Below are 21,285 nucleotides of genomic sequence, written 5' to 3'. Positions count from 1 at the left end.
TCCCCTATCCCAGAGGGTGCATGGATAAAATCCATAATAAAACAGGTAAAGTCACAATACTTAAAATCGTACTGAGAAACGTCGTGCTTGAGACAAACTCAGGCTTCGTTCGAAATTGCACAGCCATCAACGTTGTATTCGCCGCTGTCGGCATCGCTGCAACTAAAATCATAATTTGTTTCACCAAATCATCTACAGGTAAAATAAGTGTAAAACCAAAGGCGATGAGTGGTGAGATAAAGAGCTTCAGCAGCACCGCATAGGAAATATTGCGATAATCCACTTGTTTAAAAGAAATCACTGCGAGCTGCATACCTAAAATCAGCATAATCGTTGGTATCGCTGCATCCCCGACCAGCTGAACACCTGTCATAAGCTCTTTAGGTAATGAAAGGTCAATGAGCTGAAATAATAAACCAAGAAGAGCCCCGTAAGCAACCGGCATACGCAGCACTTTTTTTAGAACGACCTTCAAGTCTCCCGCGTCCTCTCCACCTTTTGCTGCATAATACATGCCGATCGTACTCATGACGAGCTGCTGAAGGACCATTAGCACAATCGCAATATCTAAACCAGCTGCTCCAAAAACAAGAAGGACAACAGGCGTGCCGTAATTTCCATTATTCATAAATGCTGATGACAAAATCATGGCACAATACGTTTCATTCGAATACCCGTAAATTCGAGATAAAATGAAGACACATAAAACAAGTGAAAGACAAAGCCCTACGACAAATATAGATAAGTACACATAGTCCATCGATACTTTATTTTGATAAAAGGTTTCAAACGCAAGAAAAGGTGACATTAAATATAAAGACATTGATGAGAGCGTATGTATATCAAAACCAATTGTCTTCTGCCCTATATACCCTATAAGGAATATGCCGAACACTGGCATTAAGACAAGTAAAAACTCCATGCAGCACCTACTTTTCTCTAGATGAATTCCTTATTTTTTACCCTCTTATCATACCACTGATCATCAATAAAAAAGAAGCACCCTTATGAAAGGTCGCTTCTCTCCTCATCCATATAAAACACTTCCCATAAATGACCATCACGATCCTGAAAGCTCCAGCCATACATGAAATCATGGTCTTGTTTTTCCTTAAACGGTGAACCACCAGCTGCGATCGCACGCTCTACAAGCTCATCAACCTCTTCCCTCGTCTCGACCTGTAAAGAGATAATGACCTCTGCGCCATTTCTGGCATCTACCAATTCCTTCTCTGAAATGGATTGGAAATGCTTAAGTGATAACAGCATGACTGTGATCGTCTCATTCATCACAAAACAAGCAGCATGTTCATTCGTCAGTTCTTGTTGAAAGTCAAAACCTAGCTGTTCAAAGAAATCCTTTGACTCATTTACATGCTTAACCGGCAAATTGATATACAGATGTTTAGATTCTCGCCCCATATCCCTCTCCCTTTGTAAAACATCATTTCCATTCAGTATATTCGTCTTTTCATTTGGCATCCCTTTGTCGCATGAAAAAATAAGCGGTAAGCCCCATTACCTTATTTTAACAAAAATGTATAATAAATCTCGTGCACAATACTAAATGAACTAGGAGGTTTTCTTAATGAAAACAATCGCAAAATCTTTGATGCTCTCCACCTCTGTCCTTTTATTCGCTTCACCTATTACACAAACAGCTGATGCTGCATCTCTTCAAACGAAGCAGGTGACAGCAGAAAGTGATTTTCAGCTTCCTTCAACAACAGACACCATTAAACAAAACATCGAACAATCTTTCCAAAAACAAGAAAAGTGGCTACAAAAATTAGAAGTGATTGCCGGACAAGAAAAACGTGAACAATTTGAACAGTTTTTCAACCAGCATGTAGGACCTGATTTAAAAAATCTTTTAGAAGAGCCTGCTCTTACATGGAAACAAGTAGAAAAAACGATTTATCAATCTCTTGTCAAATCAGACGTTCCATTTTTAGCTGCCAAAAGCATTGCCCACTTTGCTACACTCGCATTAAAGAAAATGTAAACATAAAGAAAAGCGCCTCGCATAATTGCGGGGCGCTTGTTTTGGTTATTTCTTATATTCAATATGGTACACGTCTCTTCTTCGGTCTTTCAGCTGACGAACCGTCCCATCTTGACGCTGTCTTCTTAATATTTCTAAGTCGACATCACCGACAACCACCATTTCAATATTCGGGTTGCATTCCCCTACAATGCCATCTCTTGCGAATTCAAAATCAGATGGTGCAAAGATTGCTGATTGTGCATATTGGACATCCATGTTTTCTGTTTGCGGAAGGTTTCCGACCGTTCCAGAAATGACCGTATATATCTGATTTTCAACCGCTCTCGCCTGCGCACAGTAACGTACTCGTAAATAGCCTTGACGGTCTTCTGTACAGAATGGAGTGAAAATAATTTTCGCTCCTTTGTCAGCTGCAATTCGAGCAAGCTCAGGGAATTCAATATCGTAGCAAATTTGGATTGCAATTTTACCGCAGTCCGTATCAAATACCCGGACTTGGTCACCAGCTGAAATCCCCCACCATTTTCTTTCATTCGGCGTGATATGAAGCTTATATTGCTTTTCAATCGTTCCATCACGTCTAAATAAATAGGCGATATTATAGATTTTCCCTTCCTCTTCAACGAAATGAGAACCACCGATGATATTAATGTTGTACTTGACCGAGAGATCTGTAAACAAATTAATGTAGTCCTCGGTATATTCTGTGATCCGCTGCACTGCTAGACTTGGTGATCTCTCTTCTAAATATGACATAAGCTGCGTTGTAAAGATTTCCGGGAAAACGGCAAAGTCAGCTGACGCATCTGATGCCACATCCACGTAATACTCCACTTGATTCATAAATTCCTCAAAGGAATGAATTTGCTTCATTGCATATTGAATGACACAAATTCGTACTGGGAACGCCGATTTATAATATCTTTTCGATTGCGGGCGATAATCGACATTGTTCCATTCCATTAGCGTTGCGTACGTACTGGAAGCTTTATCATCCGGCAAGTAATTCGGATTGATCCGCATCAGGCTAAATTCATTTAACAGCTGAAAAGATAGCACAGGATCATAAATTTGGTGCAGCATGACTTGCTCTACATATTGGCGAGGCGTCATTTCCTCTTGATATTTATGATAATTCGGGATACGTCCGCCAATGATGATGCTTTTTAAATTTAATCTTCTCGCTAAATCTTTTCTTGCTTCGTATAAACGATGACCGATTTTCATCCGGCGGTACTCAGGACTGACCATTACTTCAATTCCGTACATATTCATCCCATCTGGATTATGGTTTGTGATATATCCATCATCTGTGATGTCCTGCCATGTGTGACGATCATCGTATTCATCAAAGTTAATTAATAAACTTGAACATGAGCCAATGATTTCTCCCTCGAATTCCGCACAGAACTGGCCTTCTGGGAAATGTTCAAGGTGGCTTTCAAGGTGCTCTTTTTTCCAAGGGTCCATGCCTGGAAAGCATACCTCTTGCAATGCAATGATTCGGTCGATATCTTCTTCTCTAATATTTCGAATCACCATTCTTTTTTCAAATCGCGTTAAATCTAGTTTTTCTGCCATGATGTATTGCCCCCTTACTGATCCTCTTTTTCAAGCTGATGGAATAGCTGGAGCAATTCGATTTCAGCCATGGATTCTAATCTCGCATCATATTCTTCAAACTGCAGTGTGCTCGTCACTTTATTTGGCACGATGACACATTTCATACCCGCTCGTTTAGCAGCGATTGACCCATTCACAGAGTCCTCAAATGCCACGCAATCTTTTGGCTCAACGCCTAAGCATTGTGCGGTTTGCAAATAAAGTTCTGGGTGAGGTTTCACTTCTTCCACATCGTCTGACGTGCGGATACATTCAAAGTAATCGAAAAGTCCAATTTGTTTCAGGTGATCAGACACCCATTTATAATCTGAGCTGGAAGCAAGTCCAATCTTAATTCCAAGCTCCTTTGCCGCTTCTAAATAAGCTTCTACACCAGGTCTTGCTGCTTCGTCCTTCATTCTCTTTTGAAAACGTGAACGCCGGTCTTCTGTGAGTGCCTCATGATCTAATGTCTTTCCTAACTGCTCTTCCAAATATTCAAAAGGCTTAAAACCTGCCTGCGTTCCAATCACATTTCCCCATACAGACAGAGGCAACTCCGATTCATGCTCCGCAAACATTTCCTGCAGAACCTCATATTCATGTGTTTCTGTATCTAAAATTAATCCATCAAAATCAAATATAATCGCCTTTACCAAAGAGGCCACTCCTTTTTTCCGAAAGTCTGAAATATCTTCCATACTGCTATCATATCGTGAATAAAATTGACTTTCAAAGATGAATGTCTGCTAAAATGATTATGTATAAAAGGAGCCTGCATCGTTTTGTCAGGCTCCTGTCATGTTCGATTCTTTCTGCAAGAGATCCAAGCGCTCCGATTCGTGGAGAATAGACATTGTTGAAAAAGAGCGGAATTGGTATTGCAGATCTTGAAGGTTTCTCCGTTCCCTTAAAAATAGTATGTGCGACGACCTTGTAAGTTAACAAGGAAGTTCACACCAACTTTTACGCATTTTGAAGGTGACGGCCTGCAAAATCATCTAAATCAAACGGGAAAGAAAAGCCGCACGCATTAACTTGTTCACGGTTGAGTTCAAATAACTCACGATCTCGTTTTGTGATATGTCGCTTCGGCTTTAAAATAATGGTATGTAATAGCTGAAGACCAGATAAGATACGAAAAGCATCATCCATTGTCCCGTTATACACACCATCAATGAATGTAAGCCGGGGTTGTTTTTCCTGCGCTTCTCCATTGACAGAATGGGATAAGAGATCTTCAATTTCCTTTGATACTTCTTCAATTGCCTGCTCTTGAAGGTCTGTCGCAGCTTTCATTAATCTCACGTGGCATCTACCTCTCTGTCGTTATTACTCCATTCAGAATAGCACAGAAAAAAAGTCATTCGCTAAGGTAAGTGTTTCCTATATATACCCAAAGAGAGGACGAATATCATGATCATAAAAGGACACACGCTCTCCCTAAAAGTAGGTGAGCAGCAAAATGGCATTTCCTTAAGTCAATTTTTAAAAGACGAAGTGTCTGCCTCTAAACCGATTATCCATTTTTGGATGGAGCACCAAAAAGTCCGTCTCAATCAAAAACCTGCCCACCATGCTGCAAAAGTGAGTACAGGTGATCAGATTCTCATTGATTTATTTGAGACGGAAGAAAGTGATGTGACGCCAGAATACGGTGAATTAGAGGTACTCTTTGAAGACGAGCATTTATTAGTTGTCCAAAAGCCTGCTGGAAAGCCGACGCATCCAAATGAAAAAGGACAAACAGGTACGCTGGCGAACCTAGTCGCTTTCCATTTTCAAGCAAATGGAGAAGAAAAGCGGGTCAGACATATACATAGGCTGGATCAAGACACAAGCGGCACCGTTATTTTTGCCAAACACAGGTTGGCACATGCTGTACTCGATCAAATGCTTTCAAAAAAAGCGATTAACAGAACGTATCTTGCCATCGCACAAGGACTGTTTAAGAAAAAGAAAGGAACGATCCAAGCAGCCATTGGACGTGATAAACACCATGCCGTCAGAAGGAGGGTTTCTCCTACTGGTCAAAGCGCCAAGACCCATTATGAGGTCTTCCATCTCAATAAACGTTTACAGATGACGGCCGTTAAGCTGCGATTAGAAACAGGCAGAACGCATCAAATTCGGGTCCATCTTAGCAGTCTCGGGCATCCTTTAGCTGGCGATACATTATATGGCGGGAAGCGTGACCTGATAAACAGATGCGCCCTTCATGCCAAACAAGTAGACATGAACCATCCATTCACAGGTGAAAAGCTGACGATAGAAGCACCGCTTCCACCTGATATGGCTGAATTAATGGACAATATGTAGAAAAAAGAGCCTGATCATACAGGCTCTTTTGACGTTAGACAGATGCTCTTTTCGCATAAATAATGTACCGCTCTGGTGCGTTGCCGACAAAATGAAATGGATAGCATGTGGTTAACACAAGCTCTTCTTTTTTATTTTGTAAGGTAATAATGGATGTATCATACTGATCCACAATTTTCGTATGCGTAATTTCATAAACAAACTCACCATACGGTACAGTGATTTTCAGTTGATCCCCAATATCCAGTTCACCAGTCCGGCGGAAGACCGTATCCCTGTGTCCCGACAAAACGATTTGTCCATTTTGATCAGGGTAATAACTGCCTTTATAATGACCGACGCCTTTGGCAAGGTCGTCCGCATCTGTCCCTTCAACAATCGGCAAATCGGCTTTTAATTTCGGAATGGTCAGGATGCCAGAGGCTTTCCCCATTTCAGGTGAAAATTTTTCCTTTGTCATCCCTTGATCAGTTTCTACGACCTTCTTTGCTTCCTCTAACGAATGTGCTGTTTGTAAGTGAGTAGAAGCGATTTGCCAAATTCCCCAGCCAAGCACCACAATCCCCGCTGACATGACAATCACTGCAAGCCATTTTTTCATGCGTTAACTCCTTTGTCTTTGCTGATGATTCTTTAGCTTGCTGCTGCCTTTTCTTCTTGTTTCGCTTGTTGAATTCGGCCCTCTTTTTGATACACAATAGAAGCTCCCTCGAAGCTCTTTACAAAAGCGACCGTTGCTTCTAAATCTTCTGGGCCTGTTTCCGGATTTTTCCCTAGCCGCCCAATCGGTGCATACTTACTTCCAGTGGCAGTCGCCATGAAGTTGTTCACTGTGAGTGTATACGTTTTATCGAAATCAACGGAAGAACCATCAGGCAGTTTTAAGTCGACTACTTTATATGTTAACGGATTGTACGAATAAGAAAAGCCTGAAATGCTATAATCCGGTCCAAATTGAGGAGATATTTGAGCTTCAATGATATCAACTAAATCTTTCCCCTTAATTTCCAGCTTCACTAACACATTTCCAAATGGCTGAATATTAAAGAGGTCTCCCCAAGTAATGGGTCCTTTTTCGAGATTTTGTCTGATGCCGCCACCATTCATCATGGCAAAGTCACTTTTCATTGAATATCTCATGCCATCCGCAATGAGGTTGCCAAGTGGTGTATCACCATCATTGGAATAGCCGCCCTCCATCTTGACCCCTGCTTCTCCAACCACCTCACTAATAATCGGCTCCACTTCTTTTCCGTAATGAGCTAAAATGTCCGCTGCCTCCTGATCCTTTTCAATACCAGCCTGGTCTACATACTGGATCTTTGCACTCTTTTTGACAATATCCTTTGTTTTCCGGTCAAGTGTGACATTGACTTCTCCAATTGCCTTTCCGTATTCAAAGGCTTGGACAATTAATTTTCCATTCACTTCTCCATTGACCACTTCGTGATTATGGCCAGCGAAAATGACATCAATTTCGTCATCGCCTTCTTTGGCAAGCCTTGCGCTTTCTCCAGTAATGGTATCACCATTTTGAGAGGCGGTCATATGAGCCAGAACTGCGATCGCTTTAATCCCTTTTTGCTTTAATTCCTTCGCTGCTTCATTGACAGCTTGGACTTCATCAGTAAATTGAATGTCTTTAATTCCTTCTGGCATGACCATACCTGCCGCTGATGTTGTCACAACCCCGATAAAAGCCACAGGAATTCCTTCGACATCCATGATTTCATAGGCTGGTAAAAGTGGTTTGCCAGTATCCTTGTATTCACAGTTTGCACAAACAAGCGGGAAGTTCTGCCCATCGTATCCTTTTGTGCCTTTCGGGTGATCTCCACCTTTTAAGATGCGCAATAATTCATCTACACCTTCATCAAACTCATGGTTGCCAACTGTCCCAACATCAAAGCCGATGTTCTCCATTAGTTCAACGGTTGGTTCATCTTGTAAAAGGGAAGATATTGGCGAGCTTCCGCCTATCATATCTCCTGCATGAACTGTCAGTGTATTTTTTTGCGCAGCTTGCTTTTGTTTTATATAAGCCGCCACATAATCCATCCGTCCATATGTTCCTTTACTGCCATCACCTTTTACATCCAGCTCATATTGCTGATCAATTTTCCCATGCAAATCATTCATGCTTAAAATGGTTAATGGGACTTCACTGGATGATGCTGACGCCTGATATCCAGCCTGCTCTGCTTCTTCTTTAGAAGCAAAAAAGACACGTTTATCTACATCGATCTCATTCCAGCTGTCAGGTGATACGTAGGTTTTTGCAGATGAATCCCCCACATAACGTGTGAGCCCTTTTTTCTGCTCGCGTGCTCTAAATTCAAACGGCTGTTCTAACAGAGGATCTTCTTCATTCCAAATACCCAGCCCTTTTTCCTTGGCATCTTTCACTGCTTGTTGGAACATCTGATACTCTTTTTCATCTCCAACAGGCCAGATGAAATAAGTAGGGGCATATCCTTTTTTCACAAGCTCTAGGTTCGTATTCAGCCCTTTTTTGGTTTTGACTTGAGCTAAAAGACGTCCATATCCATCCTTTGCTTCCGGGCCAATCTTTAATGTGACTCGATCACCACTTGAAAGAAGCGTTTTTAAATAATCCGTCGCTTTTTGTCCAAAGCGTAGCTGGTTTTGATCTAATTCATTTTTTGGCTTGTGGTAGGTTTCTGGTGTGTCCATATTCACGAAGCGTACCTTTGTTGTGCCGAGCACAGGCTTCTTCAAATGAATGGTATCTCCATCCACAACACGATCTACCGTTGCCTCATATTCTTTTTTGATTTTTGGCGGCTTTGGCTGGTGCTTCAGCAATTTGACATCGGTTTTGTGTCTTGGAAGTACTTGCAGCGTATCATATCTGCTTAAAACGCCAGTAAACTCATACCATTTTCCGGTCTTCACTTGATCAATGGCACCCGTATCAACCATGACTCTAAGGACTGTGCTATGATATTTTTTATCGATGATGACCACATTGTATCCACCGCCAGTTGGCTGATCTGGCGCTTGTTCTACATAGCCTTTTACCTTCACTAATCTTCCTTCATATTTGCTTGCCTGATCCGATTCCAATTGTTTAATGGAAACTTTCTTTGGCGAAGGCAATGGCTGATTCACAGCCTCTATCTTCAGACGATCTTGATCTGGCACAATTTCAACGAGCCCTTTATAAGTCGTCACCTTGCCAGTCACCGTGACCTTCATGCCTGCTTTCAGTTCTGGAAAATTCTTAGGCTGCGCAGAATAAATATTGAGACCAGCTGTTTTGTCTTGAATATATGTTGATAGTTTCCCATTCCCTATAGCGGATTGATCTGCTGTTACGATTCCGCTCACCGTTACCGTTTCTCCTATCAGTTTTCGGGCTTTTTTTATGTTCATCGGCTTTGTTTGTTTCCATAAAGTCTCCTTTTTCTCAGAAGAAGAAAACGCCTCAGCTGTCATCATACTAGGCAGTAAAGATTGCAGACTAAATATCACCAAAATCAAACAACAGACCATTCGAATAGATTGTATACGTTTCATTAGATTTCTCCCCTTTGAACTTCATCTCTTCTAAGTGTACAAAGCAAATATTGAGACTGGATGGATTTCATGTAAAACTGATCTCAATTACTTGGAAACGTAATAATCACACGTGTCCCTTCAAAGCTCTTGCTCTCAAAACGAATGGTACCGCCATGGCTTTCAATAATCTTAATCGTCATCATTAATCCAAGACCCGTGCCTTTTTCTTTCGTTGTGTAAAAAGGTTCACCTAATTTCCCAATCTCCTCTTCTGGTATGCCCTTTCCTTGGTCTTCAAATATCAGCATCATTTGGTCGTTTTTCAATAATGAAGTCACTTGGATCACACCTGTTACTCCATCCATCGCTTCAATTCCATTTTTAAGAATGTTAAGGAACACTTGTTTCAATTCATTTGGAATGCCTTGAATATGTGGCAGAGAGGGCGCCAGATTCTTTTGAATCGACACTCCTTTTAAGACCGCCTGAGATTCAACGACCATAATGACTTCTTCGAGGAGAAGATTTACATTCACCGGTTCAAATTTAACAGATTTACTTCTAGAGAGCACAAGGAATTCGTTAATAATAGACTCAAGCCGATTAAACTCTGACATCATCACATCGGCATAATCCTTCTGATACTTTTTACTTTGAATCATTAGCTGTAAAAAGCCTTTTAACGACGTAAGTGGGTTACGTATCTCATGGGCAATACCAGCTGCAAGCTGTCCAACTGCTGACAGCATTTCAGACTTCATTAGCATTTTCTCAGACTGTTTTTGACTTGTAATATCCTCTGAAATCCGCATGACAGTAGACTGCATTTTGTCAGGGTCATCGATTCGGTGTAAAGAGACTCTTTCCCATCGCTCACGCCCTGATAAGTCCTGAAAATACAACTCACCTGTCCAGCTGCCTTCTCTTAAACACACGTCCCATTGTTTCACTAGATCATCACATTGACACAACGCATAATAGACAGAAAAAATATCTTTTCCGATCAAGTCATATTCATGCTGCTGTACAAACTGACAAAAGCGCTGGTTGACACACTGAATAACGCCTTCTCCCGTTGCAACCACAATATGAATATGGCTGTTATCAAGTGCTGTCACCGCAAGATGAAGAGCCTGCTTCAATTTCGTCATTTCGGTCATTTTGATCCAGGTCATCACTGCTCCCTCGTGATCTTGATCATAGAAAGGCGTCAAATGAACCGTGAATTGTTCTCCTTCGTTCGTTTCAATTTCACGTTCGATCACGCGCCTATCTGAAATGACAGATTGAATATCATGATAGAGCATTTCCTTCGATAACTTCTTGACCATCGACTGAAACGTTTGCTGGTGCCGGGTTTGAGCTGAAGTGAATAAAGAGGCAGCTGTAGGAGTGTGATAGCGAATATTCATTTCCCGGTCCACAAACAACGTGGCAAGTTCTGGCTTCACAGACGGCCGGTACAGTTCTTCTCTTGTCACCTTTAAATTGTTTATAATATTAATAAAATGCTCGTTTGTTTTCTCGCGCACTTCTATTTGCTTGTTTTTTTCTTTTAATTGAGCCCTTGCTTCTTGCTCCTTTTGTTTGACCTCATTGAGCTCATTTTCTAAATCGACAATTCGCTGTTGATAAACCGAATTCTGCTCTGACATCCCTTTGACCCTGCCGTTCTTTTGATTTTTTCCTCTCTCACTCATCCGAATGAGAATGACGTATACTCCTTTAAAACGGCGATCAAAATGTTTCACTGTAAAATCAGCATACTGCTTTCTGCCATTTTCCGAAATGAGGACATGTTGAAAGACAACCTCAGTCTCTTCAGTCCACACCTTTTGAAAGCTTTGACTTAGTATCTCTTTCATATAATCAGGGGTTACATATTCACATAATTCATCTGAGACTTCTGCATGCGCTAAGTAAGAATAGGCACCGTTTGATATCGCGAGGATTTTCTCGCAATCGTCTATGATGAAACATGCATCATACTCCTGCTCTACTTCTTTCATATATTGGACAGCTCGTTCTTTTAACTCCGTACGACCTGCATTGTATTTAGGAACGTTTGAGTGGGTGTAAATGTTCCACTTTTCATTGAACAAATGAAATAAACGAGGGATATTGGGTACCTTTTCATTCGGTCCTAATATCAACATCCCTTGATCCTTTAGTGCATATTGGAATCGAGATAAGACTCGTTTTTGTACTTCTGGCTGGAAGTACATCAGAACATTTCGGCAACTGATAAAATCGAGGTGGATAAAAGGTGAATCGATCAATAAATTGTGAGGAGCAAAGACAATATGTTTTCTAAGCGACTGCTTCACAATAAAAGCGTCACCTTTTTTTTCGAAATATCGCGCCCTCCATTTTTCTGGCATCCGTGCCATAGACTCAAGCGAATAAACACCTTTGCTTGCACTTTGGATGGCTTTCCGGTTGATGTCTGTTGCAAACACTTGAAGTTCAATGGACACTTGTCTTCGTTTCATTTCTTCTAAAAATAACATCGCAAAAGAATAGGCTTCTTCACCTGTAGAACATCCTGCAATCCAAATGCGGCATCGAGATTTCCCATTTTTCATTGTGTTTTCAATGATCGACGGAATGATGTGATGTTCACATACTCGAAAGGCTTCCATATCTCTAAAAAAGGAAGTCGTGCCGCTTAAAAGCTGTACATGCAGGCGATCAAGCTCATCTGGTTCTCTCTCTAATAAACGATCGTACTCGGACAATAAGGAGATCGATTGGTTCGCACTCCTCATTCTTTTTTGAATGACAGAGAGCAGCCTGCGCTTCTCATAGGTTGAAAATGCAATTCCTTTATGCATTTCAAGACGTTCAATGATTCTGATCAAAACAGGGTCTGCAACATCTGTATGCGGAACGTTGATGATGTTGGCTATATATGACGCAAGTGCAGAAGGGTCTTGAAATGTTTGATGATACATACGATCAAACCCACTATTTGTCTCACTGCACGATATGGCTGTACCGCCTTGTTCAACGATTTGAAGCAAACCACTTCCTACACAATAGCCTTTTTGAAAAAAGATCGCATAGGCCTCTTCCTTTTGCACATTGGCAAGTGACTGAAACAATGAATTTACAGCACACGCCTTGTTCGTAGGATGCTGCTCTGTTATGTGTAGCCGTTTGTCTTCTGTCAATGTCACAGCTGCATGCTGCGGACAAACATAAATCGTATTTTTCATGACTTTCTCACCATGCTTAATCGGCTTTGCCCGGTAGCCAATCGGTAAAACAAGTGCTTCCAAATCAGTTACACAATCGCCTGTCACATGATTTTGCACAACAATAAAAGAGGCATTTAATTCATGCGGAAATGATTGAAAAAAAGCCTCAAGATGATGCTGTTCAAACGGCGAAACACCGATGCCAATCACTGGTGCCTGCACATGTTCGTCTTCTATCAAACGATTAATGATTTTGTCCTGCATCTGGTACCCCCATGTTCATTCGTCTGATACATTTTTTCGACAAAAAGGAAGAAAACCCTCTAATTGTAAATAATGTTTTTTGCATGAAAGGAGGAAAACTTCCTCACATTAAAACAGACTGTATAAACAGAAGGAGGATTCTTTATGCAAAACGATCAGCAACCAAACGTTCAAGGACATGTCCAGCAGCCCCAATTCAATCATGGCGGGCATGAGTTATTTGATTTACATGAGGTATTAGCAGGGACCATTAATATTTTGGATCAATACATGATCTTTCGGCAATTTATCCAAGATCCCGCATTATCCGACATGTTAGATCGACAATATCAATTTGTATTGTCCCAGTACAACGTCACGGTAGATTGCTTTTCTACTGGTCAAAAGCCTAGTGAAGAAACATCTACTTATATGATGAAAGAACAGACACAGGTGACATACGGAATAAAACCATCTCAGCCTAAGAAGCCTAATCAATCAATACAGGATGTAAAAGATGCGGGAATTACAGGGCATATGCTTGGTCTCGTGAAATCTCATGCTGGATTACTCTCAATGACTGCATTAGAGGTCACAAACCCTGTGGTGCGACGTGTGCTTGCAGCGCAAATCCCGAACTTTATTGAAATGGCGTATGAAATTTTCTTATATCAAAACAAACATAGCTATTATCAAGTTCCGCAGCTTACAGCGCAAGATATGCAGGCGATGACGTCTACATTTGCCCCTATGCAGGGACAAGTGCAGATGCCGCCAAGCAAAGCCAATCAGCAAAAACCGCTTCATTAACCAAAAACAACGGCCGACCTATTTACAGGTCAGCCGTTGTTTCTTTGATAATTCAGTTTAAATTGCTCTTCAAAATCTGTGAGACGTTGTCCTGTCGCTTGTTCAAATCCTCTATCAAAACGACTAGTTTTCGCCGTTTCCTCCATGATCTCATGTATGACATCTCGTCCATAAAGCTGCACAAGCTCATAGATCATATAGTAGCTTTGTAAATAAACATCTGTCTCATACGTCGTGCGAGATTCTTGCCAGTCTTGATCAGAATAAAGAGATTTAAAAGGAATGACATCAAACCGTTCAGACGTGGCGTTCAGCACATCATAGGCCGTCCATTCTGCTGTTCCTTCATGGAACCAAAGGGGAAAGACGACTGGAGATACATTGTATGCATGCACCTTTTCATAGAAAACGAAATGGGCATACTCATGAATGAATAACGTGTTGAAAAAGTATAAAGGCAGTGTCTCTTTCTTCAACAATTCTTCCCGTTTATCTGGGTATAATCCAATCATATGATCAACATCAGAATAAAAACCTGTAATATGCTTAATGCCGGCAAATTGCTCAATCGTTTCTTTATCATCAAAATAAATGATATCTAACGGTTTGTCAGCTTCATACTGAAACACTGACATCGTTCTCTTCTTTGCCTGTTCCAGCGCTTCTATGGTCAAATCGACAAAGGCGCCCTCATCCTTTGCATAATAGATTCGAATATGTTCATAGACTTGCTTATTGAGTCCTTCCGTTAAGACCGTTTTAGGCGAAGAATGCTGCTCTAGATATTGCTCTGCCAGCTGGAACGCAACATAAATCAAGTACGCAGTGAACGCATAAAAAATCAAACCTGCTGCAATCATTCCGCTTACAAGTTTTTTATGAATTAATGACGGTTTTGCTTTCATTTACTCCCCACCTGAATTCATCCTGCAACCTCTTTCTCTTTCTATGAAAAAACAAAGATCAACAAGAGGTGATATATTTTTTACTTTATGCAGTCAGGTGCGCAAGGTGCGGTTCCAAACAAAAAAGCCGCATATGACATACGGCTTTTGTCGTAGCTATTTTGATTCAGGGAAGACACGTCGAACCGTTTCAGTAAACTCGTCGAAGAATCCTGAAATTGGCTCTCCACTTCTAATACGTTTTCCGTACCCTGCCATACGATCGACAAAGTCTGGATTAGCAGATACATACACATTATCAATTTGTTGATCCGTCGATTTGACTTTGTCAGAGATTTTCTTTTTCAAATCGTCTGTTACATCTCCACTTTTATTGCCTTCAAGCACGACAGCAACAAATGCATTTTTCCCTGTGACAAGTACGTTCGCTGTTTTCACTTCAGACATGTTGGCAACAAGCTCTGATGCCTTATCTGCCACTTTCACCTTCTGAGGTGTTTGCACATTTGGTTGATCCTGTCTCATGTTGTCGTTCTTATATGTGACATTTTCGTACTGTCGTTTCATTGTTCCTCTTCGTTCATCGCCTTGGTTGTTCATTCCACACCCAGCAGTGATCAATGTTGGAACGAGTAATAAAGATAGCATCCATTTCTTATTCATCAATTTATTCCCTCCTTTTGCTCATAGGTTTTTCATCCAGCAGACTTTTTATGCACACATCCTCTATTTCAGCAAATGAATTCATAAATCAGCCTTGATTGGTCATCCTAAACATGATGAAGAAGTATCATCACGATCAAATGGAGGGATTCGTTTGTTTAAAAAGAGAAAAGGTATGAGTACTGGTGCAATGATCGCAGCATCAACAGCCATCATTGCATTATTTTCACCACTATTACGGAGAAGACTAAGCAGCATGACTCAAATGAATTTGTCCTCAATGATGAAAGGCAAAGATCAACACCATCATGAGTCATCTCGTCATGAGTCCCATTCACATTCACGTAAAGACTCAAAAGGCACAGCTGAAGTAGGACAAATGATCAAGCAAGCATTCACCGCTGTCCAGCCAAATGAAACAAGCCAGCATCAAACATCATCGAAAACATACCAAACCCATCAGCCACCGAGAGAGTCTTACGCCCAGTCTCTTCACATTGATGAAAGTGTCATGAATGTAATGGATGATGAATCTATTCAGCAAGTGCTCAATGACATCGAGCACAAATAACTAAAACAGGAGCCTTTTTTCAGAAAGGCTCCTGTTTATTCTCCTGAAAAATGCTCTTTCACCATGATGCAGAAGGAAGGCAAGAAGGTGATTTCGATCGTGATAACAAACCGTTCCACACCATCTAATAGTATCAACAGCTCTTTTTCATGTTGCCGATCCTTTTTTATTTCTACATGTCGCACAGTTTTAAAGGCATATACTCCTAAAACGGATGCGTCCTTTTTTCGAACAGCCTTCAAAGAAAATTCTTGTACTCCAAGAGACATCGTCACCACAAATTGCTCTTCCTCATTCTCAAACCGAAACGTTAGATCTTGATATTCAATGGGCATATCTCGTTCAAATCCTTCATCAGGCCACGTCTCAAAAAAAGAAAGCCAGTCCGTTCGATCTGGAAATTGTTTTCTCCTCATTTTAAATCCCTCATAAGTGAAATTTTTATTAATTATCTTGTTTCCCCTTTTCTTTTGCAACAAATTTTAGTAATTTTAAAAAGGTGATTTTATTTTGCTAAGAGACCTCTTTATTAATTTAACAATTCTTGTCACTTTCCATTATTTATTAATGCTTGTGTTTAAAGAGAATTTTTTAAAAAAGGAAGACACCCTGCTCAGACAAATTTATAAAGGAATGATTTCTGGGTTACTCGGTGTCCTCTTAATGTTTTTCTCTATTAAAGCAGGACCAGCCATCATCGATTTAAGACATATCCCCCTTATTTTAACGGCATTTTATGGAGGCATTGCACAAACGTTCATTGCAGCCTGTGTGATCATTATTGGCCGATTATTAATCGAAGCCAATGTCGCTTCTTTCATTAATATTTTTTCCATGATATTTATCGCCACAGCTTCTTTTTTAATTGCTGAGCGTCATATCAATCACGTCGTAAAAATGCTGTTATCTATTACCATGAGCAACGTCATAGCGACGATTTTATTTATCATCATCGTCAATGAAAGATCATTTGAACTGCATACTGCCTATTGGATATTCTCGTATATTGCCGGTTTATTTAACTTTTATGTCATTGAGCATCAAACAAAAGCGTATCAGATGTTAAATTTGTATAAATTCCAAGCTCATTATGACTTTTTAACTGGTGTTTTAAATAAACGGAAATTCGATGAGATATTAAGTGATGCTTTTTCTCTGAACTTAAAGCAACCTATCCATCAAATGTCCTTGATTTATCTAGACATCGATTATTTCAAAACCATCAATGATCAGTATGGACATCATGAGGGAGATATCGTTTTAAAAGAAATCGGAACAAGGCTGATTAAAAACACAAGAAGCTCTGATTATATTGGGCGGATCGGCGGTGAAGAATTTGCTGTGCTTTTACCGAATTGTTCCGTTGAAAAAACATGGCAAATTGCGGAACGTTTACGAAAAAAAATGGCGGATCAGCCAATTTATTTACAAAACGGAACATCGATTCACATTACGGTGTCAATTGGATGTGCTTATGATGCAGGAACAAGTGAAAACATGAAACAATTACCGATTATTGCAGACCAGGAGCTCTATAAAGCGAAGCAGTCAGGCAGAAACCAAGTGAGCTTTTCTGGACGAAAAAGAGAACACTTAACATAGGTTTTTTCCTCAATTTGTTAGCGCTAATTATTTTTAAAAAAGTTTTCGTATAACAGTTGTTTTTTCCCGCAAACACTGGTAAAGTAAAGGTAATTATTTTTGTTCGTATCATCTTTAAGAAGAAAGTTTTGAAAGAGTTTTCGTCTTTGAAGTTTGTGTAAGAGCAAGAATAGTGAATTTAAGCGTTAAGATCGCTTTAGGAGGAAATTTCATGTTAGAAGGTAAAGTAAAATGGTTCAACTCTGAAAAAGGTTTCGGATTCATCGAAGTAGAAGGTCAAGACGATGTATTCGTTCACTTCTCTGCTATCCAAGGCGAAGGCTTCAAAACTTTAGAAGAAGGTCAATCAGTTTCTTTCGAAATCGTTGAAGGTAACCGTGGACCACAAGCTGCTAACGTTAACAAAGCGTAATTTAAGAGCATCTGCTCTTTTAGCACTTTATAGAGTGAAGGAAAACCGCTCGGCTTTTATGCCGGCGGTTTTTTTGTGCAATAAAAAAAAGAGAACCTGACGAGAGGTTCTCTTTTTATTTGTCCTTCTGCTTTAGTTTCTGTAAAGCAGAACGATACATATCATCATTCATTTTCGTCTCTGGTTCTTCTTCTTTGACAGGTGGTTCTGGCTGCTTAAACTTTTGAAGCGCCTGTCTATAGAAATCATCACCTGACGGAGCATCATCTGTCTGAGAAGGCTCTGACGCTTTTTCTTCCACTTCAGGCTCTACAGGTCTCGCCGCAACTTCTGGCTCGCTATGCGGCACGTCAGGATGATTCGATACATCTTCTTTGATCTCTTCCTTCTCGGCCGAAGCGTGTCTGACATTGAACGCTACTAATCCGATAATGACTAGAACAGCAGCTACTAACGCTACAATAATCGTCGCCAAAAGAACCCTCTCCTTATCGCTTAAATGACGCAGTGACTGATGCTACACGTCTTCCTAATGCTTTCCCCAGCTCAATGCCTTCTGAAGAAATCACTTCATCAGAATCAATCGGGCACGTCACACCTGCTCCATAATAAGAGCCGTATAACGCATTTTCTGGAACATTTCCAGGAAGGCCGACCACAAGCATCCCTTGATGGAACATTGGCGTAATCAAATTATGCATCGTCATTTCTAATCCGCCGTGTGTTGTTGCAGTGGTACAGAAAACGGCACCGACTTTATCGATGAGTTTTCCTTCTGCCCATAAATACCCAAGACGGTCAATCCATGTCTTTAATCCAGAACTAATGGTACCAAAGTGACCAGGGCAGCCCCAAATGATTGCATCCATTTGATCAAGCTTGCGGATATCCGCATCTTTCACATGATCAATGAACACTTCAGCTTGCTCTGTTTCACCTGCGCCAGCTGCAATCGCTTCTGCAAGTGCTTTTGTATGGTCACCTTCACTATCGTATACGACATAAATTTTCATGTACGGTCCCTCCACACTTATCTTGCATCTTGGTTTGCTTCCTTAGGTGCTGGAAGCAATGTCATTTCTTGTTTCTTATCCTGCTTTTCTTTTCGCTTTTTATCCTTACGTACATCTCGCAGGAACAAGCTGAGAATCACACCAGCTGCACAGAATAATGTCACCCACATATAAGCATCATTGATGCCCATCACATTGGAATCGACTTGTGCTTTCGTAAAGAGCTGGGTCGACACGTATTTTTGAGCAGCTTCTGCTGTCATGCCCATATGGTGCATCACATGAGAGACAGCCGCCTGGAATGAATTCATAAAGAACGGATCAGCTGTATTCGTTTGATCTGCCATATTGGAATAATGGAATGTCGTGCGATTTGTATAAATCGTCGTGATCAAACTCGTACCGATCGAACCACTGATTTGTCTCAGTGTGTTTGACATCGCTGTACCATGACTGTTTAAATGCTGCGGTAATTGGTTCATCCCAGCAGTCATGACTGGCATCATCAAGAGTGACATACCAAAGGCACGTACTGCATACATGAGCACAATGTGACTATAAGATGTATCAATCGTCAGCCTTGTAAACTCGTATGTGGTGACAACCGTAATCAGCATCCCCACAATGGCAAGTGGACGAGGTCCAAATTTATCAAACAAGATCCCTGAAATTGGGGACATAATGAGCATCGCAAGTGCCCCTGGAAGCATTAATAGCCCCGATTGCAATGCAGTAAACCCAACGAGGTTCTGCAAGTAGATCGGTAGTAAGAACATCCCAGTGTATAAGGCAACGGTAATAATAATGTTAATAACACTTGATAATGAGAAAATGCTGTATTTAAACACGCGGAAATCAAGCATCGGATTATCCGCTTTTAGCTGTTGGAAAATAAAGAGAATGATCGCAATCGCACCAATGATAATCGTAGATAAAACGATTGGATCTGTCCAACCATCACTTCCCGCTTCACTCACTCCGTATAGAAGCGAAGCAAAACCAACGATCGACAGAATCGCACCAAGAGTGTCCAGCTTGATTTTTTTAGGCTCTACAATATTTTTAAACATAAAGAAAGCCGCGATAATGACAATCGCACCGATTGGTACAAGTCCATAAAACATAATACGCCATGAATAGTGTTCAATAATATAACCAGATAACGTTGGTCCGACAGCTGGCGCAAACATCATCGCAAGACCAAAAATCCCCATTCCTTTCCCTCTGTTTTCTGGAGGGAAAATAAAAAGGATTGTTGTCATGACGAGCGGCTGTAAGATACCGCCACCGACTGCCTGAATCAAACGACCAATCAGCATCGTAGAAAAATTTGGCGCAATACCGCAAATAAAAGTCCCTAATGTAAATGAAATCATCGCCACGAGGAATAAGCTGCGCTGGCCAAAACGTGTGATTAAAAACGCAGATAACGGAATGAGCACACCGTTGACAAGCATGTAACCTGTTGTAAGCCACTGAATTGTCGTCGCACTCACATTAAATTCAGTCATTAAATGGGGCATGGCTACGTTCAAAAGCGTTTGGTTTAAAATCGCTACGAACAAACCGGCCATTAAAATGATCAGTAAAGACAAGGAGCCTGCTCCCTGTTTTGTCGCTGCAGGTTGATTTGCCATCTCAGACAACCTCCTTTCATTTTTTGATATCAGTCATCATTAAGATGAAATTTTGACAGAAGCATTCATACCTGGAAGTACTTTGTCAGATGGATTTTTAATTGAAATTTTCACTGCTACTTTTTGTGTCACTTTCGTGTAGTTACCACTTGAGTTTGTTGCTGGCAGCATATTGAATGTTGAGTTTGTTGCATAACCAATTTGTTCAACAGTTCCTTCAAATGTTGTATCAGGATCGCCGTCTACAACGATGTCCACTTTGTCACCTTTTTCAATGTTCTTAATGTCTGTTTCTTTAATATTCGCTGTAATGTAAAGCTTGCTTAGGTCAATCGTTTCACCAAGAACTGTCCCAGGCTGCACTTGTTGGTTGTTTTGTACTTCTTTTTTGACTAATGTGCCATCAGCCACTGCTTTAATGTTTGTTTTTGCTTCTCCTTCAACTTTTGCAACTGTGCTGTCTTTTTGCACTTCGTCACCTTCATTGATGTCCCAGCCTTTGATTTGTCCAGCTGCTGGCGCTGTAATTTGGTACATGTCACCTGTCACTTTTGCTTCATCTGTTTTTACGAAGTTTGTGCTTTCGTAGTAGTAATAAGCACCTCCGGCAATAATGGCAAGAATCACAATAAGGCCAATAATATTCGTTAGCAATAAACGCCCTCTGTTCATGTTTTGTTTCTCCTTTCATGTATAAAAATATAGTGTCATCTGCTTTAGCAAACTTAGAATGCCCATCATCTGACAGATTATGAAACAAGCTCATAGAGCTGCCTGT

The 21,285-nt window shown here is 40.7% G+C and carries 21 protein-coding genes; 6 read left to right on the top strand and 15 right to left on the bottom strand.

Annotated features, from left to right (window positions below):
- Positions 1 to 4: 4 nt before the first annotated feature.
- Positions 5 to 922 (bottom strand): AEC family transporter, encoded by a 918-nt coding sequence (locus tag NST24_RS04800; RefSeq protein ID WP_007497064.1) that lies wholly within the window; start codon positions 920 to 922, stop codon positions 5 to 7.
- Positions 923 to 1,005: 83 nt separating this feature from the next.
- On the bottom strand, positions 1,006 to 1,422 hold the full coding sequence (locus NST24_RS04795; RefSeq protein WP_024719950.1) for a VOC family protein: 417 nt from the start codon (positions 1,420 to 1,422) through the stop codon (positions 1,006 to 1,008).
- 166 nt (positions 1,423 to 1,588) lie between these two features.
- On the opposite strand from NST24_RS04795, the gene NST24_RS04790 reads away from it, so the two are divergent.
- Positions 1,589 to 2,005, top strand: coding sequence for a hypothetical protein (locus tag NST24_RS04790; RefSeq protein ID WP_135009109.1), 417 nt, complete (start codon positions 1,589 to 1,591; stop codon positions 2,003 to 2,005).
- Between the two features lie 45 nt (positions 2,006 to 2,050).
- Here the strand turns inward: NST24_RS04790 and NST24_RS04785 are convergent, their stop codons facing one another.
- The 3 genes from NST24_RS04785 to NST24_RS04775 all read right to left on the bottom strand — a co-directional run bounded on the left by NST24_RS04785 (position 2,051) and on the right by NST24_RS04775 (position 4,918).
- Positions 2,051 to 3,589 carry a bifunctional GNAT family N-acetyltransferase/carbon-nitrogen hydrolase family protein gene (locus NST24_RS04785; protein WP_007497061.1) on the bottom strand — a complete coding sequence of 513 codons (1,539 nt, stop codon included), beginning with the start codon at positions 3,587 to 3,589 and terminating at the stop codon, positions 2,051 to 2,053.
- Positions 3,590 to 3,603: 14 nt separating this feature from the next.
- Positions 3,604 to 4,269, bottom strand: a complete 666-nt coding sequence (locus NST24_RS04780; RefSeq protein WP_017366913.1) for an HAD family hydrolase — start codon at positions 4,267 to 4,269, stop codon at positions 3,604 to 3,606.
- Between the two features lie 307 nt (positions 4,270 to 4,576).
- Positions 4,577 to 4,918, bottom strand: coding sequence for a DUF5365 family protein (locus tag NST24_RS04775; protein WP_138278325.1), 342 nt, complete (start codon positions 4,916 to 4,918; stop codon positions 4,577 to 4,579).
- A gap of 108 nt (positions 4,919 to 5,026) precedes the next feature.
- Between NST24_RS04775 and NST24_RS04770 the strand changes: the two genes are divergently transcribed.
- Positions 5,027 to 5,929, top strand: a complete 903-nt coding sequence (locus NST24_RS04770) for an RluA family pseudouridine synthase (RefSeq protein ID WP_056705076.1) — start codon at positions 5,027 to 5,029, stop codon at positions 5,927 to 5,929.
- Positions 5,930 to 5,963: 34 nt separating this feature from the next.
- On the opposite strand, the gene NST24_RS04765 is transcribed toward NST24_RS04770, so the two are convergent.
- The 3 genes from NST24_RS04765 to NST24_RS04755 form a co-directional block, all read right to left on the bottom strand.
- Complete coding sequence (locus tag NST24_RS04765) at positions 5,964 to 6,530, bottom strand: class D sortase (protein ID WP_081114735.1); 567 nt, start codon at positions 6,528 to 6,530, stop codon at positions 5,964 to 5,966.
- Positions 6,531 to 6,562: 32 nt separating this feature from the next.
- Positions 6,563 to 9,469: a 5'-nucleotidase C-terminal domain-containing protein gene (locus NST24_RS04760; RefSeq protein ID WP_342462398.1), complete on the bottom strand. Its 2,907-nt coding sequence runs from the start codon at positions 9,467 to 9,469 to the stop codon at positions 6,563 to 6,565.
- Between the two features lie 83 nt (positions 9,470 to 9,552).
- On the bottom strand, positions 9,553 to 12,915 hold the full coding sequence (locus NST24_RS04755; protein ID WP_342462397.1) for a CheR family methyltransferase: 3,363 nt from the start codon (positions 12,913 to 12,915) through the stop codon (positions 9,553 to 9,555).
- Positions 12,916 to 13,059: 144 nt separating this feature from the next.
- On the opposite strand from NST24_RS04755, the gene NST24_RS04750 reads away from it, so the two are divergent.
- On the top strand, positions 13,060 to 13,704 hold the full coding sequence (locus NST24_RS04750) for a spore coat protein (protein WP_058337542.1): 645 nt from the start codon (positions 13,060 to 13,062) through the stop codon (positions 13,702 to 13,704).
- Between the two features lie 29 nt (positions 13,705 to 13,733).
- Here NST24_RS04750 and NST24_RS04745 read toward each other — a convergent pair whose 3' ends face one another.
- Both NST24_RS04745 and NST24_RS04740 read right to left on the bottom strand, forming a co-directional pair.
- On the bottom strand, positions 13,734 to 14,609 hold the full coding sequence (locus tag NST24_RS04745; RefSeq protein WP_056705068.1) for a hypothetical protein: 876 nt from the start codon (positions 14,607 to 14,609) through the stop codon (positions 13,734 to 13,736).
- Between the two features lie 156 nt (positions 14,610 to 14,765).
- On the bottom strand, positions 14,766 to 15,272 hold the full coding sequence (locus NST24_RS04740; RefSeq protein WP_008349054.1) for a YhcN/YlaJ family sporulation lipoprotein: 507 nt from the start codon (positions 15,270 to 15,272) through the stop codon (positions 14,766 to 14,768).
- A gap of 154 nt (positions 15,273 to 15,426) precedes the next feature.
- Here NST24_RS04740 and NST24_RS04735 point away from each other — a divergent pair, with 154 nt between their 5' ends.
- Complete coding sequence (locus tag NST24_RS04735; protein WP_024719940.1) at positions 15,427 to 15,843, top strand: hypothetical protein; 417 nt, start codon at positions 15,427 to 15,429, stop codon at positions 15,841 to 15,843.
- A gap of 35 nt (positions 15,844 to 15,878) precedes the next feature.
- Here NST24_RS04735 and NST24_RS04730 read toward each other — a convergent pair whose 3' ends face one another.
- A complete protein-coding gene (locus tag NST24_RS04730) occupies positions 15,879 to 16,259 on the bottom strand; it encodes a hypothetical protein (RefSeq protein ID WP_342462395.1) in 381 nt (126 codons plus the stop codon).
- A 94-nt stretch (positions 16,260 to 16,353) separates the two neighbouring features.
- On the opposite strand from NST24_RS04730, the gene NST24_RS04725 reads away from it, so the two are divergent.
- Both NST24_RS04725 and cspB read left to right on the top strand, forming a co-directional pair.
- Complete coding sequence (locus NST24_RS04725; RefSeq protein ID WP_045034824.1) at positions 16,354 to 17,445, top strand: diguanylate cyclase; 1,092 nt, start codon at positions 16,354 to 16,356, stop codon at positions 17,443 to 17,445.
- Positions 17,446 to 17,656: 211 nt separating this feature from the next.
- The gene (cspB, locus tag NST24_RS04720) at positions 17,657 to 17,857 is read left to right on the top strand and encodes a cold shock-like protein CspB (RefSeq protein ID WP_008349061.1); all 201 of its coding nucleotides are present in this window, start codon (positions 17,657 to 17,659) and stop codon (positions 17,855 to 17,857) included.
- A gap of 115 nt (positions 17,858 to 17,972) precedes the next feature.
- Here cspB and NST24_RS04715 read toward each other — a convergent pair whose 3' ends face one another.
- The 4 genes from NST24_RS04715 to NST24_RS04700 are packed head-to-tail and all read right to left on the bottom strand — an operon-like array spanning position 17,973 to position 21,179.
- Positions 17,973 to 18,332: a hypothetical protein gene (locus NST24_RS04715; RefSeq protein WP_017360371.1), complete on the bottom strand. Its 360-nt coding sequence runs from the start codon at positions 18,330 to 18,332 to the stop codon at positions 17,973 to 17,975.
- 13 nt (positions 18,333 to 18,345) lie between these two features.
- Positions 18,346 to 18,870 (bottom strand): flavodoxin family protein, encoded by a 525-nt coding sequence (locus NST24_RS04710; RefSeq protein ID WP_007497041.1) that lies wholly within the window; start codon positions 18,868 to 18,870, stop codon positions 18,346 to 18,348.
- A 17-nt stretch (positions 18,871 to 18,887) separates the two neighbouring features.
- The gene (locus tag NST24_RS04705) at positions 18,888 to 20,507 is read right to left on the bottom strand and encodes a DHA2 family efflux MFS transporter permease subunit (protein ID WP_061418487.1); all 1,620 of its coding nucleotides are present in this window, start codon (positions 20,505 to 20,507) and stop codon (positions 18,888 to 18,890) included.
- Between the two features lie 39 nt (positions 20,508 to 20,546).
- The gene (locus tag NST24_RS04700; protein ID WP_007497037.1) at positions 20,547 to 21,179 is read right to left on the bottom strand and encodes an HlyD family efflux transporter periplasmic adaptor subunit; all 633 of its coding nucleotides are present in this window, start codon (positions 21,177 to 21,179) and stop codon (positions 20,547 to 20,549) included.
- Positions 21,180 to 21,285: the final 106 nt, after the last annotated feature.

The sequence above is a fragment of the Bacillus sp. FSL R5-0286 genome (assembly GCF_038593245.1).
In the GTDB taxonomy this organism is placed as follows: Bacteria; Bacillota; Bacilli; order Bacillales; family Bacillaceae; genus Bacillus; species Bacillus altitudinis.
The sequence above is the reverse complement of the archived record's forward strand: the minus strand, read 5'-3'. Positions and strand labels throughout refer to the sequence as shown.